Source organism: Endobacterium panacihumi (genome assembly GCF_050847465.1).
Taxonomy (GTDB): Bacteria; Pseudomonadota; Alphaproteobacteria; order Rhizobiales; family Rhizobiaceae; genus Neorhizobium; species Neorhizobium panacihumi.
Map to the genome: position 1 here is coordinate 228,358 of NZ_JBOZRA010000007.1, position 14,244 is coordinate 242,601.

The 14,244-nt window shown below is 58.7% G+C and carries 12 protein-coding genes and 1 pseudogene; 12 read left to right on the forward strand and 1 reads right to left on the reverse strand.

What is annotated here, in order from left to right; genetic code table 11:
* Positions 1-181 precede the first annotated feature (181 nt).
* The 10 genes and pseudogenes from ACRQ1B_RS24575 (at position 182) to ACRQ1B_RS24620 (ending at position 10,528) form a co-directional block, all read left to right on the forward strand.
* A complete protein-coding gene (locus ACRQ1B_RS24575) occupies positions 182-898 on the forward strand; it encodes a GntR family transcriptional regulator (RefSeq protein WP_432296753.1) in 717 nt (238 codons plus the stop codon).
* The gene (locus tag ACRQ1B_RS24580; protein ID WP_432296754.1) at positions 895-1,806 is read left to right on the forward strand and encodes a dihydrodipicolinate synthase family protein; all 912 of its coding nucleotides are present in this window, start codon (positions 895-897) and stop codon (positions 1,804-1,806) included. The genes ACRQ1B_RS24575 and ACRQ1B_RS24580 overlap by 4 nt, the downstream gene beginning before the upstream one ends.
* A complete protein-coding gene (locus tag ACRQ1B_RS24585) occupies positions 1,799-3,316 on the forward strand; it encodes an aldehyde dehydrogenase (RefSeq protein ID WP_432296755.1) in 1,518 nt (505 codons plus the stop codon). Before ACRQ1B_RS24580 ends, ACRQ1B_RS24585 begins: the two co-directional genes overlap by 8 nt.
* Positions 3,313-4,659, forward strand: a complete 1,347-nt coding sequence (locus tag ACRQ1B_RS24590; RefSeq protein WP_432296756.1) for an NAD(P)/FAD-dependent oxidoreductase — start codon at positions 3,313-3,315, stop codon at positions 4,657-4,659. The genes ACRQ1B_RS24585 and ACRQ1B_RS24590 overlap by 4 nt, the downstream gene beginning before the upstream one ends.
* Before the next feature lie 86 nt (positions 4,660-4,745).
* Positions 4,746-5,597, forward strand: a complete 852-nt coding sequence (locus ACRQ1B_RS24595) for a glycine betaine ABC transporter substrate-binding protein (RefSeq protein WP_432296757.1) — start codon at positions 4,746-4,748, stop codon at positions 5,595-5,597.
* 81 nt (positions 5,598-5,678) lie between these two features.
* Positions 5,679-6,770: a quaternary amine ABC transporter ATP-binding protein gene (locus tag ACRQ1B_RS24600; protein ID WP_432296758.1), complete on the forward strand. Its 1,092-nt coding sequence runs from the start codon at positions 5,679-5,681 to the stop codon at positions 6,768-6,770.
* Between the two features lie 15 nt (positions 6,771-6,785).
* Complete coding sequence (locus ACRQ1B_RS24605) at positions 6,786-7,634, forward strand: ABC transporter permease (RefSeq protein ID WP_432296759.1); 849 nt, start codon at positions 6,786-6,788, stop codon at positions 7,632-7,634.
* Positions 7,631-8,482 carry an ABC transporter permease gene (locus ACRQ1B_RS24610; RefSeq protein WP_432296760.1) on the forward strand — a complete coding sequence of 284 codons (852 nt, stop codon included), beginning with the start codon at positions 7,631-7,633 and terminating at the stop codon, positions 8,480-8,482. Before ACRQ1B_RS24605 ends, ACRQ1B_RS24610 begins: the two co-directional genes overlap by 4 nt.
* Positions 8,483-8,495: 13 nt before the next feature.
* Positions 8,496-9,494 carry a 4-hydroxyproline epimerase gene (locus ACRQ1B_RS24615; RefSeq protein WP_432296761.1) on the forward strand — a complete coding sequence of 333 codons (999 nt, stop codon included), beginning with the start codon at positions 8,496-8,498 and terminating at the stop codon, positions 9,492-9,494.
* A gap of 37 nt (positions 9,495-9,531) precedes the next feature.
* Positions 9,532-10,528: pseudogene (locus ACRQ1B_RS24620) on the forward strand (GlxA family transcriptional regulator).
* A 118-nt stretch (positions 10,529-10,646) separates the two neighbouring features.
* On the opposite strand, the gene ACRQ1B_RS24625 reads toward ACRQ1B_RS24620, so the two are convergent.
* Positions 10,647-11,642 (reverse strand): LysR family transcriptional regulator, encoded by a 996-nt coding sequence (locus tag ACRQ1B_RS24625; RefSeq protein WP_432296762.1) that lies wholly within the window; start codon positions 11,640-11,642, stop codon positions 10,647-10,649.
* 155 nt (positions 11,643-11,797) lie between these two features.
* Between ACRQ1B_RS24625 and ACRQ1B_RS24630 the strand changes: the two genes are divergently transcribed.
* Entirely contained in the window at positions 11,798-13,198 is a 1,401-nt protein-coding gene (locus tag ACRQ1B_RS24630) for an aspartate ammonia-lyase (RefSeq protein WP_432296763.1), read from the forward strand.
* A gap of 218 nt (positions 13,199-13,416) precedes the next feature.
* Entirely contained in the window at positions 13,417-14,241 is an 825-nt protein-coding gene (locus ACRQ1B_RS24635; RefSeq protein WP_432296764.1) for a transporter substrate-binding domain-containing protein, read from the forward strand.
* Positions 14,242-14,244 lie beyond the last annotated feature (3 nt).

Below are 14,244 nucleotides of genomic sequence, written 5' to 3' on the forward strand. Positions count from 1 at the left end.
AGCACTAAACCGTTTTTCGGTAGGGCTCCAAAGCCGATTTGATCAGTTGTCCGAAACAATACGTCACGGCCGTTCAATATTGTATACGCAGAAAATACAATTCCCTTGACGACCGTCATTTTCTCCATCAGTCTTGCCTACAAGAAGGCCACAAGGCTGCAGTGCACGAGCACGGGGAACATTGATGAAGAACGGGAAGAGCAGCCTCTACGAAGAGCTGAAGCGCGCCATCCTGACGATGGAGCTCAATCCGGATGAAGATCTGGATGAGGCCAGTCTGAGCGAGCGCTATGGTCTGTCGCGAACACCTGTCCGCGAGATCTTTCGCCGGCTTGCAGGCGAAGGTTACATCGACATTCGCGAGAACAGAGGTGCTCGCGTAGTGCCGATGAACCATTCCACGCTGAGGAATTTCTTCCTCGTTGCGCCCATGGTTTATTCGGCGATCGGACGTTTGGCGGTGCAGAATTTCAAACCGCATCAGCTTGCGGATCTGAAGGATACGCAGGAACGCTTTCGCAAGGCCAGTCACGAGATGGACGCTTTCGCGATGGTGCTCGAGAACAATCGGTTCCACGAAATCTTCGGCGAAATGTCGGCCAACGTCTATCTCCAGCCGAGCCTCAGCCGCCTGCTGATCGATCACGCGCGTATCGGCCATACGTTCTTTCGCCCGCGCAGCGACGACATGAAGCGGCGCCTGCATCTGGCCGTCGATCACCATGATGCCTTCATCGATGCCTTGTCCGCCCACAATGAGGATGCCGTGGTCGATCTGGTGTTCGAGCACTGGGAACTCTCGCGCGAAAACATGGAAATGTTCATCGCGCCACACGGCATGAAGTCCGACGCGCAGATCGGTGCGCCCGTCACGCAATCACTGGAGAAGTCATCGTGAAGTTCGAGGGTATCTATACGCCGGCGATCACGCCGCTGGACCAAAATGGCGGGATCGACCGGGCAGCCTTTGCCGATGTGCTCGAATCTCTGGTCGAGGCGCGTGTGCACGGCATCATCATCGGCGGATCGACCGGCGAATATTATGCCCAGACGGCGCAGGAACGTTTCGATCTGGCATCCTATGCCAAGGATGTCATTGGAGCGCGCTTGCCGCTCATTGTCGGTACCGGCGCCACGCGGACCGAAGATTCCGTCGAATACGCCAAAGCCGCCAAGGAAATAGGCGCGGACGCCATTCTCGTCTCCAGCCCACCTTACGCACTGCCGACGGAACGTGAAAACGCTGTTCATGCACTGACGATCGATCGCGCCGCCAATCTGCCGATCATGCTCTACAACTATCCGGCCCGCATGGGCGTGGTGATGGGCGAGGAGTATTTTTCCCGCGTCGGCCGATCGAAGAACGTCGTCGCGATCAAGGAAAGCTCCGGCGACATGGGCAACCTGCATCTGCTCGCTCGAAAATTTCCGCATATCGCGCTGTCCTGTGGCTGGGATGATCAGGCGCTGGAGTTTTTCGCCTGGGGCGCACGCAGCTGGGTCTGTGCCGGTTCGAATTTCCTGCCGCGCGAACATGTCGCGCTCTACGAGGCCTGCGTCATCGAGAAAAATTTCGACAAGGGTCGCGCCATCATGACGGCCATGCTGCCGCTGATGGATTTCCTCGAATGCGGCAAGTTCGTCCAGTCCATCAAGCATGGCTGTGAACTCATCGGCCTGAAGGCGGGTGCCGTCCGCGCGCCGCTGCGACCGCTGAATTCTGAAGAGAAACGCGGTCTCGAAACCGTCTTTACCGCTCTGAAGCGCACCGTTGCCCAGATCACCTCGGGAGCCAATCATGCATGATCCATTGACCGCCGCCGAATACAAGGCGATTGCCGCTTCTCTCCAGTTTCCGGCCAACGCTTTCATTGATGGTGCATTCCGGCCTGCCGCTTCTGGCAAGACGTTTGCGTCGACCAATCCGGCAACCGGCGACCTGCTTGCCGACATCGCGGCCTGCGATACCTCGGATGTCGATTATGCCGTCGGCAAGGCCCGTGCCGCATTCGACAATGGCCGTTGGCGGCTGCGCTCTCCCGGCGAGCGCAAGGCAGTTCTCTTGAAATTTGCCAGGCTGATTGAGGAAAACCGTCATGAACTGGCGGTGATGGAAAGCCTCGACAGCGGCAAGCCGATCCGCGAATGCCAGACTGTCGATATCCCGGATACCATTCATACCATCCGCTGGCATGCCGAACTGATCGACAAGCTTTACGACAATACGGCCCCGGTCGGCGCCAATACGCTTTCCATGATCATCCGTGAACCTGTCGGTGTTGTCGGCTGCGTTCTGCCCTGGAACTTTCCGCTGCTGATGCTCGCCTGGAAGATCGGCCCGGCGCTCGCTGCCGGCTGCTCGGTCATCGTCAAACCGGCCGAGGAAACCACGCTGACCACGCTGCGGGTGGCGGAACTCGCCCATGAAGCGGGCATTCCGGCCGGCGTCTTCAACGTCGTCACCGGAGGTGGCAAAGAAGTTGGCGAACCGATCGGCACCCATATGGATGTTGACATGGTGGCCTTCACCGGCTCCACTCCGACCGGTCGCCGTTTCCTGCGTTATGCCGCCGATTCAAATCTGAAACGTGTCGTGCTCGAATGCGGCGGCAAGAACCCGGCAGTCGTGCTCGCCGATGCGGAAGATCTCGATCTCGTCGCCGAACAGGTGGTCAACGGCGCCTTCTGGAACATGGGCGAAAACTGCTCGGCTACATCCAGGCTGATCGTCCAGTCCGGCATCAAGGACGAATTGCTGGAGCGCATAGGCGCCTATATGCGCGAATGGCGTACCGGTGATCCGCTCGATCCGGACAACCGCATCGGCGCGCTTGTCAGCAAGACGCATTTCTCCAAGGTCAACGCATTTCTCGATGAAGCGAAGAAGGGAAAGCTGACCATTGCCCATGGCGGCGCAAGCCGCGACGGCATCTTCATCGAACCGACGGTGGTGGACGGCGTGCCATCCTCCAGCAAGCTGTTTCGCGATGAGATTTTTGGACCGATCCTGTCGGTGACCACGTTCGAGACGCTGGCGGAAGCCGTATCTCTTGCAAACGACACGAATTATGGACTGGCGGCATCGGTCTATACGGGCAACCTGCGCAACGCCATAAAACTGTCGCGTGACATCCGTGCCGGTACCGTGACCGTCAACTGCTTTGGCGAAGGTGATGCCACGACCCCGTTCGGCGGCTACAAGGAATCCGGTTTCGGCGGGCGCGACAAGTCGATCTTCGCTCACGACAACTATTGCGAACTGAAAACCGTCTGGATCGACATTTCCGATCGCTCTGTCGACGAGACCATCAGATGACACGCCACCTGATCAACCGGCTTCCCAGTGATACCGGGACATCCGGTTGGGAGGCAATTGGAGAGCGAAGTTTCGCTCTCACGCCGCTCGAAGGTGACATCGCCGCCGACTGGCTGATCATCGGCGCAGGTTTCGCCGGCCTGTCGGCGGCGCGGCGTCTTTTAACGCTGCGGCCGGATGACCGGATTGTCATCCTTGAGGCAGGCGAAGTCGCCAAGGGGCCGGCCGGTCGCAATTCCGGCTTCATGATCGATGTGCCGCACAATCTGTCCTCGGGCGAATATTCGGTCGCGGACGAGACGATGACGGCGGCCGAGATCCGCCAGAACCGGCTGGCAATCAATTTTGCCAAGGACATTGCCACGGAATTCGGCATGTCGCGTGATGTCTTTGATCCGTCGGGCAAGGTCAATGCGGCGGCCTCGGCGCGCGGCATGGAACTGAACGGCAAATACGCCCGGTCTCTTACGCGGATCGGCGAGGCCCACACCATGCTCGATGCCGGGCAGATGCGGGACATGACGGGGTCGCATTATTATCGCGGCGGTTTGCACACACCGGGCGCGGTGATGATCCAGCCGGCACGTTATATCCGCACATTGGCAGCGGGACTCCAGCCGAAAGTGTCCGTCCACGAACAATCGCCGGTGCTGGAGCTGTCCAGGGCAGGACGAGAATGGGTTGCAAAATCCAGCCGAGGTTCCGTTACCGCGCCAAAAGTCATTCTCGGGGTCAACGGCCATATCGAGAGCTTTGGTCATTTTGCCGGGCGCCTGCTGCACATCTTCACCTATGCGTCGATGACCGCGGCGTTTTCGCAAGACGAGTTCGGTCACGGCGTCAGCGGCGCGGATCGCTGGGCCCTGCTGCCGGCCGATCCGATGGGCGCAACGGTGCGCAAGATCACTTCGGAGGGGCGATCGCGTATCGTTATCCGAACCCGCTTTACCTATGATCCGTCATTGAAAGTTTCCGAACAGCGTGTCGCCGGTATTGCCGCCGAACAGCGCAAATCCTTCGATGCGCGGTTTCCGGACATGGCAAGGTTACCGATGGATTACAGCTGGGCGGGTGCGCTTTGCCTCAGCAAAAACCATGTGCCGGCCTTCGGCGAGATCGAGGAAGGTCTTTATTCCGCCTGCTGCGAAAACGGGCTGGGTACGGTCAAGAGCACGCTCGCAGGGATGATGGCCGCCGATCTCGCGACCGGGAGCAAAAGTGCGGAACTGGATCAATACAGAAACCAGCCGGAGCCGAGCAGGCTGCCGCCACAGCCGTTTGCATGGCTGGGCGTCAACTCGGTCATCCGTTTTCAGGAATTGCGTGCAGGCCGAGAGGGTTGATCCGGCCACGTAATGTGAAGCGCGAGAGCGCTTCATCGGGAATGGCATAAAAATGAAAATGGGAACCAAAACTAGGAGTGACGGAAATGAAGGGTATGTGGAAGGCGCTCTGCGCCGCTGCCATGATCGGCATGAGCATGCTTCCGGCTCGCGCGGAAGAAAAAACCATCAGCATGGGCACCCTGTCCTGGGAGGATCTGACGCCGATCACCGGCATCACCAAGAAGGTGCTTGAAGACGCCGGCTACACCGTAAAGGTCACCGAATTCTCCGAATGGGGCATTGCCTACGCAGCCCTCGCCAAGGGCGACATTCAGGTCCTTGCGTCGCAGACCGACTATGTGGCGCACGACTACTGGAACAAGAACAAGAACCGTCTGGAAAAGATTTCCCCGGTCTCACACGGCCTCTATCAGGGCATCGCCGTTCCGAAATACGTGCCGATCGATACGCTCGAGCAGCTCAACGAAAACAGCGACAAGTTTTCCGGCAAGATCATCGGTATCGAGCCGGGCTCCGGCCTGATGCGTGATGCTTCGAACGCCGTCAAGGATTACGGCATCAAGCTGCAGCTCGTTGAAGGCAGCACGGCGGCGATGACAGCTGCACTGAAGTCGGCTTATGATCGTCAGGAATGGATTGCCGTAACGATCTGGGAGCCGTCCTGGATGGTCCAGAAATACGAGGTCAAGTACCTCAAGGACTCCAAGGGCGTCTTCCCGCCGCCGCAGGGCTATTACTGGATTGGCCAGAAAGGCTTTTCCGCGGAAAATCCGCATGCCCGTGAAGTCATGGCCAGCGTCTACGTTCCGATCGCCGACATCACCGCTATCAACGGCGCGGTGAAGGACGGCAAGACCATGGATCAGGCTGTCGCCGATTGGGTTGGCGCACATGCCGATCTCATCAAGCGCTGGGAAAATATCAAGAAGGATTGATGCGACCGGCGGCCGCCCTTTGCCGGGCGGCCGCTCCCGACACGAAGAAAGAAGCCAACCGATTGGCTCGAGGGGTCCGTTATGAGTGTTGCAAATATCGGTGCCGATGAGGTCCTGATCGATTGCCAGTCGCTTTTCAAGGTTTTTGGCGACAAGTCCGAAGCCGCGATGAAGGCGATTACCGAGCGTGGTCTCGGCAAGAAGGATGTGCTGCGCGATTACAGTTGCGTGCTGGGTGTCAGCGACGCGAGCCTGAAGGTGCGGCGCGGCGAGATTTTCTGTATAATGGGCCTTTCCGGCAGCGGGAAATCGACACTCATCCGGCTGCTCAACAAGCTGATTGCACCGAGTGCCGGCAACGTCTTCGTCAAAGGACGCGATATCGCAGCGCTGTCACCGGCCGAATTGAGGGAGATGCGGGCGAAAAACATCGGCATGGTGTTTCAGAATGTCGCTCTCCTGCCTCACAGGACCGTTCTCGAAAATGCCGCCTTCGGCCTCGAAGTTCAGGGCGTCGCCAAGACCGAACGCAATCGCATCGCCACGGAAGCGCTGGAAAAGGTGGGACTCGGCGACTGGCTGAACCGTTACCCGCGCGAACTGTCCGGCGGCATGCAGCAGCGCGTCGGTCTAGCGCGGGCGCTCGCTTCCGATCCCGAAATCATTCTGATGGACGAGCCGTTCAGCGCGCTCGATCCCCTGATCCGCCGCCAGTTGCAGGATGAGTTCCGCGAACTCACCAAATCGCTTGGAAAGTCCGCCGTTTTCATCACGCATGATCTCGATGAGGCCATCCGCATCGGCGACCGTATCGCCATCATGAAGGATGGCGCGATCATCCAGACAGGAACGGCGGAAGAGATCATCCTTGATCCGGCCGACGATTATGTCGCGGAATTCGTCGCCGGCATTTCCAGACTGCACCTGATCAAGGCCCATTCGGTGATGGTGAAGCTTGCAGATTACGAAAAGACCAGACCCGGCAGCGATGTCGGCGCATTGAAACGCACCTTGCCCGGAGCCGATATCGATGAACTGATCACGTTGATGATGCAATCCGAACAGGATGCGCTGGCGGTTGCCGATAATGAGCGTGTTCTGGGCGTGGTCACTGCGCGAAGCCTGCTTCTGGGGGTCAAGGGTGGAAACCCGAATGACCTCAAGCATGTGTAAGGGAGGGGATGTCTGATGGACATGTCCGCCTTTACCGATGTCTTTGACGAATGGACGGATACCGCACTCGAATGGGTGAGCGAGAACGGAGAGTTCCTGTTCGAATATCTGCGCTGGATGCTCGAAGGGCTTTATGACGCCATTCTCGGGCTTCTCCAACTGCCACCATTCTATGCAATCGTGGTTGTCGTGATGCTGATTGGCTGGCGCCTGGTCGGCGTCTGGTTCGCAATCATCGGCGGTCTGGCGCTGGCGCTGTGTTTCTCCATGGGGCTGTGGTCCGAAACGATGAGCACGCTCGCTCTCGTCCTGACTGCGACCACCTTCGCGCTCCTTATCGGTATTCCAGTCGGCATTGCCGCCGGTTTTTTCACCGGTCTCGACCGTTTCATGGAGCCGGGCCTCGATCTTATCCAGACCCTTCCTCCCTATATCTACCTTCTGCCGGCCATTGCCTTGCTCGGTTACGGGCCGGCAACCGCGCTCGTCGCCACTGTCATCGTTGCCATGCCACCGGTCATCCGCCTGACATCGCTCGGAATTCGCATGACGCCCAATGAGTTTCTCGAACTCGGACAGGCGAGCGGCATGACGGCAAGGCAGATGTTCTTCAAGATCCGTCTGCCGTTCGCACTTCCCAGCATCATGACAGGCATCAACCAGAGCCTGATGATGGCTTTCGGCATGGTTGTCATCGCCGGCATCGTCGGTTCCGGTGGACTTGGCGAAACGATCTATGGCGCGATCCGCACGCTGGATATCGCCACCTCGATCAACGCGGCTATCGCCATCGTTGTGCTGACCATGGTGCTCGACCGAATTACCCAGAGTGCCGTCCGGTTGCGCAAGGGGAGGCAGGCATGAACGGTTCGAACCTCCAGATTTCGCCCGGTGCATTTCTGGCGCCAGCGGTGGATTGGCTGAATGCCAATCTGCATCCCCTGTTTGCTGCGATCAGTGTCATCATCGAAGCCGTTCTCGGCGCTATCGAGGCCGGGCTGTTGTTTGCGCCGCCTTTCGTGGTGATCGGTGTGGTGGCGCTACTGTCCTTCTTCGCCATCGGTTGGCGGGCAGCTGTTCTATCCGTCTGCTGCCTCGGTTTCTGCCTCATCGTCGGGTTTTGGACCGCATCCATGCAGACGATTGCACTGGTCGCCGTTGCAGTGCTGATATCGGTCGCCATCGCCTTTCCGCTTGGTGTCCTCTGTTCGCGCCACAAGATGCTCGAAACCTTTGTGCGCCCGGTGCTCGACATCATGCAGACGGTGCCGCCCTGGGTCTATCTCATTCCGGCGGTGATGATCTTCAGCCTCGGCCGGGTGCCGGCGATCATCGCCACGATCGTGTACGGCATCCCGCCGATGCTGCGTTTGACAACGCTTGCGTTCAATCAGATCCGCCATGAATTCCGGGAACTTGGCAGCGCCATCGGTGCGCATCCGCGTGCCATCCTGTTCAAGATCGAATTGCCGCTTGCCACCCGCACGCTGTTGGTCGGCCTTAACCAGTGCATCCTTCTGTCGCTTGCCATGGTCGTTCTTGCGGGGCTGGTAGGAGCCGGCGGTCTGGGGGCGGAGGTCACACGCGGCCTGACGCGCATGGAAATGGGGTTGGGCCTCAGAGCCGGCCTTGCCATCGTCGCGGTCGCAATCCTGTTCGACCGTTTGTCGCGTGGTCTCTTGGACCGCAGCCCCGTGCCTCAAGCACGATAGGACGGAAAAGACTATGAGACACAGCTTCTTCTGCATCGACAGCCACGCCTGCGGCAATCCGGTGCGACTGGTTGCCGGCGGCGGCCCCTTGCTGCCGCATTTGCCGATGGCCGAGCGCCGGGACATCTTCGTGCGCGAGCATGACTGGATCCGCAAGGCACTGATGTTCGAGCCGCGCGGACACGACATCATGTCCGGCTCGATCATCTATCCCGCCTATCGAGAGGATTGCGATTTCGCGGTCTTGTTCATCGAGGTCAGCGGCTGTCTGCCGATGTGCGGGGCAGGGACGATCGGTACGGTGACCGCTGCCATTGAAGAAGGATTGGTAACACCGCGCCAACCGGGACGCGTGGCTATCGAAACGCCGGCCGGGCGTGTCGACGTGACATATGAGATCGCGGATGGCCACGTCAAATCCGTCCGCCTGCACAATGTTGCAAGTTATCTGCACGAAGCCGATGTCGAGGTCGATGTGCCGGGCATGGGACGCCTCAGCGTCGATATCGCCTATGGCGGCAATTTTTACGCCGTCATCGAGCCGCAGCAGAACTGGCGTGGTCTTGACGGCATGAGCGCTTCGCAGATTGTCGAGTGCAGCCGTAACCTTCGGGATGCACTTGCAGGCATCTGCGATCCCGTCCACCCGGAAAATCCTCGTATCAGGGGTGTCCATCATGCCATCTGGTGCGACGTGGTCGCGAATGAGTGCAGCGACGGGCGCGGTGCGGTGTTCTATGGCGACAAGGCGATCGATCGATCGCCCGGCGGCACCGGAACCTCGGCGCGTATGGCGCAGCTTCACGGAAAAGGGCGCTTGAAAGCCGGCCAGACATTTCGCAACCAGAGCCTGATCGGCACGGTGTTCGAGGGGCGCGTCGAAGCCGACGTGATGGTTGGGACATTTAACGGCATTTTGCCGAGCATAGGCGGATGGGCGCGGGTTATCGGACACAACACGATTTTTGTCGATGACCGTGATCCTCTCGCCCACGGCTTTCAGATCAAGTAAACTGCGCATTGTCGCCACGGCAAAGGGGAGAGAACCAGTGCGTCCGGATCAAAAAAACTGGCAATCCGCTTCGGCGCCGGCGAAGCGCCTCAAGGTTGGCTTGGTTCTGGCGCGGTCTTTCACCTTGTCTGCCTTTGCCATGTTCGCCGATACCCTGCGCCTTGCCAGTGACGAAGATGATCGTTCTAGCCGGGTGCATGCCGACTGGCCGGTGCTGGGCAGCACACGCCACATGATCACCTCAAGTTGCGGCATTCAGGTTGCCCCGACATCGGATTTCGTCGATCCCAGCCGCTTAGATTACATCGTCGTTGTCGGTGAAAGAGTCCACCGACTTCGAGACCGTAAAATGCCTCAAGCGTGCTGCGGAGCAGAAGATTCCACTGATCGGGCTTTGCACCGGCACGTTTATTCTGGCCGAAGCCGGCTTGATGAAGGGACATGTAACCTGCGTCAGCTGGCTGCATGCGCGGGCGTTCCAAGAGCGTTTTCCCGATCTTCAAGTGCGGTCGGATCGTATCTTCAACCTCGATCGTCGCCGCGGATCATGCGCGGGAGGCAGCAGTTCGGCGGACATCGCGGCGGCTTTGGTGCGTCGGCATATCAGTTTGCATGCGGAAAGAAAGGCGCTCGAGGTTCTACAAATCGTCAAGGCTCGCTCACCGGCGGATATCCAGCCGAGGAGAGCCTTGATGGAAAGATTTGAGGATGACCGTATCCGGGCGGTGATGAACCGGATGGAACAGCATATCGATGGGGATCGGGATATCGCGGATCTGAGCAGTGGTGTCCGCTTATCCCAGCGGCAGCTTGAAAGACTGTTTCAAAAGACGGTTGGCACGTCTCCCGCAAGGGCATTCGGCCGCATTCGCATGGAGCGCGCCAAACTGTTGGTATCGCAATCGGCGGCACCGCTGATCGAAATTGCACTTGATGTCGGGTATCGCGATGCCGCGCATTTCGCGCGGGCATTCAAGCGAGAGTTCGGTCATACGCCTTCAAGTCTGCGTTCTCGCAAAAACGCAGTAAATTGATTCTCCATACCGCAGGTACTGTGAATGCATCTGGCGTTGCCTGCGTGGAGCTGTGGCACCATGCATTGGTAACGCCTCAAGTCGTCCTTTGCAGATAGCGAAACGAAGGTCGCTTGCACTACCGTGCGGTGGAATGATTGCACGACAGGCCCTTGGTCAGGTCCACCCATGGTGTCACCTCTGCAGCGCGCGGAATGATGGTGGTCTCGATGGCGTTGCGAAAGACATCGATGACATCCGGCATAATCGAGTTGAGTTCGTTGCGCCGATAGACGAGATAGATTCGTCGGTTGCTGACCGGAGGCGGAAGCGGCAGTGCGGCCAGATCCATTGACGATGAATGCGCGTGCAGGAGGCACATGGGCGTTGCGATCGCCCAGCCGAGGCCGTTGGACACCATGCGCAACACCGCTTCGCTTGCATCGAATTCCATGGTTCGTGCCGGAGCAAGTCGACGCTGGCTCAGGAAATATTCAACGGTCTGGCCGAGATTGGATCTGGCGCTGAAGCGAACGAGTGGCAGGGCCGAACAGATTTCGGCCAATGTCATCGTCGTGCAACGATCCATTTCGGAATTCGGCACCACCGCAACCAATGGCTCTTGCAACAGGCAAACGCGCTCGAGTTCCGAATTTGCGGCCATCGGATCATTGGAAACGATGACGTCGACGGTGCGGTTCAGCAGTTCGGCCGAAAGCATAGGGGTGATACCGGACCACATTTGCAGGTTTTCGACACGACGGCTCAGCGATTTCATCACATCCGGCCCGGCCGTGGTGGCGAAGGTATCGATCATGCCGAGCCGGAGCATGGGAAGCCCCTCCGTCTGCACCGCGCGGACATCATGGAGTGCCCGCCGCGCCTCTCCCAACACGCTACTGCTTCTTGCCTTGAGGATGTCACCTGCCCGGGTGATGAGGAGTGGACGATGAGAGCGATCCGTCAGCGTTACGCCGAACAGACGCTCAAGCCGTCCAATCGATTGCGAAACGGCGGATTGGGTAACGCCCAATTGCCGTGAGCAGGTGGTCAGATTGCGGGTTTCCGCAAACGTTGAAAATACGTGCAAATCCCAGAGGCTGATGTTCAGGGATATGTCGCTCGCCGATTTCATGTGCGGTCTCGCGTTGATCTCGATATGTCGGCAGCATTAGGGTTTCTAATGATAAAACCAATAGTCTTTAATTTGGTACGGTGCCAGAGCGACCTGATCCAAAAGCATGATAGAAGCCGGCCGGGCACGATGAAGAGATGGAAAGAGACAAACGCATGGCAGGCATTCGTGTAGAAACGGACGGATTGGGGCGCGGGGAGCTTCCATCGGACGCACTCTATGGAGTGAACACACTGCGCGCGGCGCAGAATTTTCCGCTTTCAGGCCGCACGATCGCGTCCATCCCGCATTTTGTCTGGGCCTTGGCGGTCGTCAAACAGGCCGCCGCACAGGCCAATCTGGAGCTTGGTGCCCTCTCGGTGGACAGGGCGGATGCAATTGTTGCGGCATGCCGTGACCTCGGAGAAGGGCTGCATGACACGCATTTCGTTGTCGACGCCTTGGAAGGCTCGGGCGGCACATCGACCAACATGAACGTCAACGAGGTCATCGCCAACATCGTCGCCTCGAAACGGGGTGAGGCGCTGGGGGACTATGCGTTTGTTCATCCCAATGATCACGTCAATCTCGGGCAGTCCACCAACGATGTCATTCCGACTGCCATGAAGCTGGCGATATATCGGGCGCTGGCCGATGCCGATGCCGGTCTTGGCGAGCTTGCCGACACTTTCTCGGCAAAGGAGCGGGAATACGCGGCCCTGCTGCGTCTCGGGCGGACATGCCTGCAGGATGCACAGCCGATGACCCTGGGGCAGGCTTTTGGCGGATATGCTGCGGTCACGCGGCGGCACAAAGAGCAACTGGCCATTCTCAGGCAGCAGTTTCTGCATCTGCCAATCGGCGGCACCGCCATCGGCACCGGGTTCGGATCATTGCCCGGTTATCGTGACGCGGTCGTTCGGCACATTGGCGCACTGACCGGCGAGGCGTTCACATCGATCGCCAATCCTTTCGACGGCATGCAGAACATGGACACTTGCGCACGTCTGTCGGCCGAACTGCGCAATACCGCGAACTCGTCATGGAAAATCGCCAACGACCTCATCATCCTTTCCTCCGGGCCAGCTGGCGGGCTTCAGGAGATAACGCTGCCGGCCGTGCAGCAGGGATCGTCGATCATGCCCGGCAAGGTCAATCCGGTTATTCCCATGGCGGTCTGCCAGGTTGCTTTCGCCATAACTGGCAATGATGCCGCGATCGCAATGGCATGCCAGCAAGGTCTGCTGGAAATCAACCACTACGAACTTCTGGTCTGCGACAGGCTGCTGGACAGCATCACGCTTCTCGCACGGTCGGCGGATATGTTCGCCGGGCGCTGCATCAACGGTCTTGTCGCCAACGAGGCCACCTCACTCGATCACCTGATGACTTCGAGTGCCCTTGCGACGGCACTCGTGCCCAGTCTCGGCTACGCGGCGGTGTCAAACATCGTGCGCACATCCCTGGCGCAGGGCCGGTCATTCGTGGAGGTGGCGGCCGAGCAGGGATTGCTGAACGAGAGCGACATCGTTTCGATCCTCGCCAAGGCGGCAGGCAGCACGGAACCGCAGGACTGATATCGCTGCCTTGCTTTCCGGAAAAAGGACCGGGTATCAGTAGTTTTCATTTCAAGGTGACGTCTGATGCGTAAGTGAAGGCAGACATACATCGGTTTGAACACCGTCATCGCACTGTTACGCGCATGACCGGAATAGATCAAAATACGTCCAAATAAGACAAGATTTAATCGTGCCTTTTGTCAAATTCAACATCAGCTAAACAAAAGGGAACGGACATGAAAAGACTGCTTGCTCTGACGATGGGACTGTTGACGGCCACGACGTCCGTGAACGCCGCCGAGTGCACCAATGCCACTCTCAAGCGCATTACGGAGCGCGGTGAGATCGCGGTCGGCGTGAAGGCCGATTATAAGCCCTTTGGCTTCCGTGATCCGAATGGCGAGATCGTCGGGCTGGAAATCGACCTCGCGAAGGAAGTTGCCGCAACAATGGGCGTGAAGCTGCGGCTCGTGCCGGTGGTCGCATCCAACCGCATGCAGTTCGTGGAACAGGGACAGACGGACCTGATGATCGCCACGATGACGGATACCAAGGAACGCCGCAACATCGTCGGCATTCCTGGGCCGAATTATTACGCGTCCGGCACCAACATCCTTTCCCCCAAGGCGCTTGCATTCAAGGACTGGAAGGACCTGAACGGCAAGCCGGTTTGCGGCATTCAGGGCGCGTTCTACAACCAGTCCGTCTCCGATAAATATGGCGCCAAGATTTCGGCCTTCACCAATGCCGCCGAAGCAAAGCAGGCGCTCCGTGATCGCAAATGCGTGGCTTTCCTCTTCGATGACGCCTCCATTGCATCCGACCTCGCTTCGGGTTCCTGGGGAGAATTCGAAATGCCGCTGCAATCGGAAGATCAGGCGCCCTGGGGCCTCGCTGTTGCAAAGTCCGAAGAAGCCTGCGCCTTCGGCGCGATGATTTCGGGCATGGAATACAACTGGCACCGCAGCGGCAAGCTGCTGGAGCTTGAGAAGAAGTGGGAAATCAAGTCGACTGGCTATCTGCAAGCCATGCATGACAAGTTGGCTGATCCGGTCAAGTAAGGG

Bases quoted from the DNA above. Each gene is read 5' to 3' on its own strand.
- ACRQ1B_RS24630 (WP_432296763.1), top strand. From the start codon at position 11,798: ATGGCAGGCATTCGTGTAGAAACGGACGGATTGGGGCGCGGGGAGCTT.
- ACRQ1B_RS24595 (WP_432296757.1), top strand. From the start codon at position 4,746: ATGAAGGGTATGTGGAAGGCGCTCTGCGCCGCTGCCATGATCGGCATG.
- ACRQ1B_RS24605 (WP_432296759.1), top strand. From the start codon at position 6,786: ATGGACATGTCCGCCTTTACCGATGTCTTTGACGAATGGACGGATACC.
- ACRQ1B_RS24610 (WP_432296760.1), top strand. From the start codon at position 7,631: ATGAACGGTTCGAACCTCCAGATTTCGCCCGGTGCATTTCTGGCGCCA.
- ACRQ1B_RS24590 (WP_432296756.1), top strand. From the start codon at position 3,313: ATGACACGCCACCTGATCAACCGGCTTCCCAGTGATACCGGGACATCC.
- ACRQ1B_RS24615 (WP_432296761.1), top strand. From the start codon at position 8,496: ATGAGACACAGCTTCTTCTGCATCGACAGCCACGCCTGCGGCAATCCG.
- ACRQ1B_RS24585 (WP_432296755.1), top strand. From the start codon at position 1,799: ATGCATGATCCATTGACCGCCGCCGAATACAAGGCGATTGCCGCTTCT.
- ACRQ1B_RS24600 (WP_432296758.1), top strand. From the start codon at position 5,679: ATGAGTGTTGCAAATATCGGTGCCGATGAGGTCCTGATCGATTGCCAG.
- ACRQ1B_RS24635 (WP_432296764.1), top strand. From the start codon at position 13,417: ATGAAAAGACTGCTTGCTCTGACGATGGGACTGTTGACGGCCACGACG.
- ACRQ1B_RS24625 (WP_432296762.1), bottom strand. From the start codon at position 11,642: ATGAAATCGGCGAGCGACATATCCCTGAACATCAGCCTCTGGGATTTG.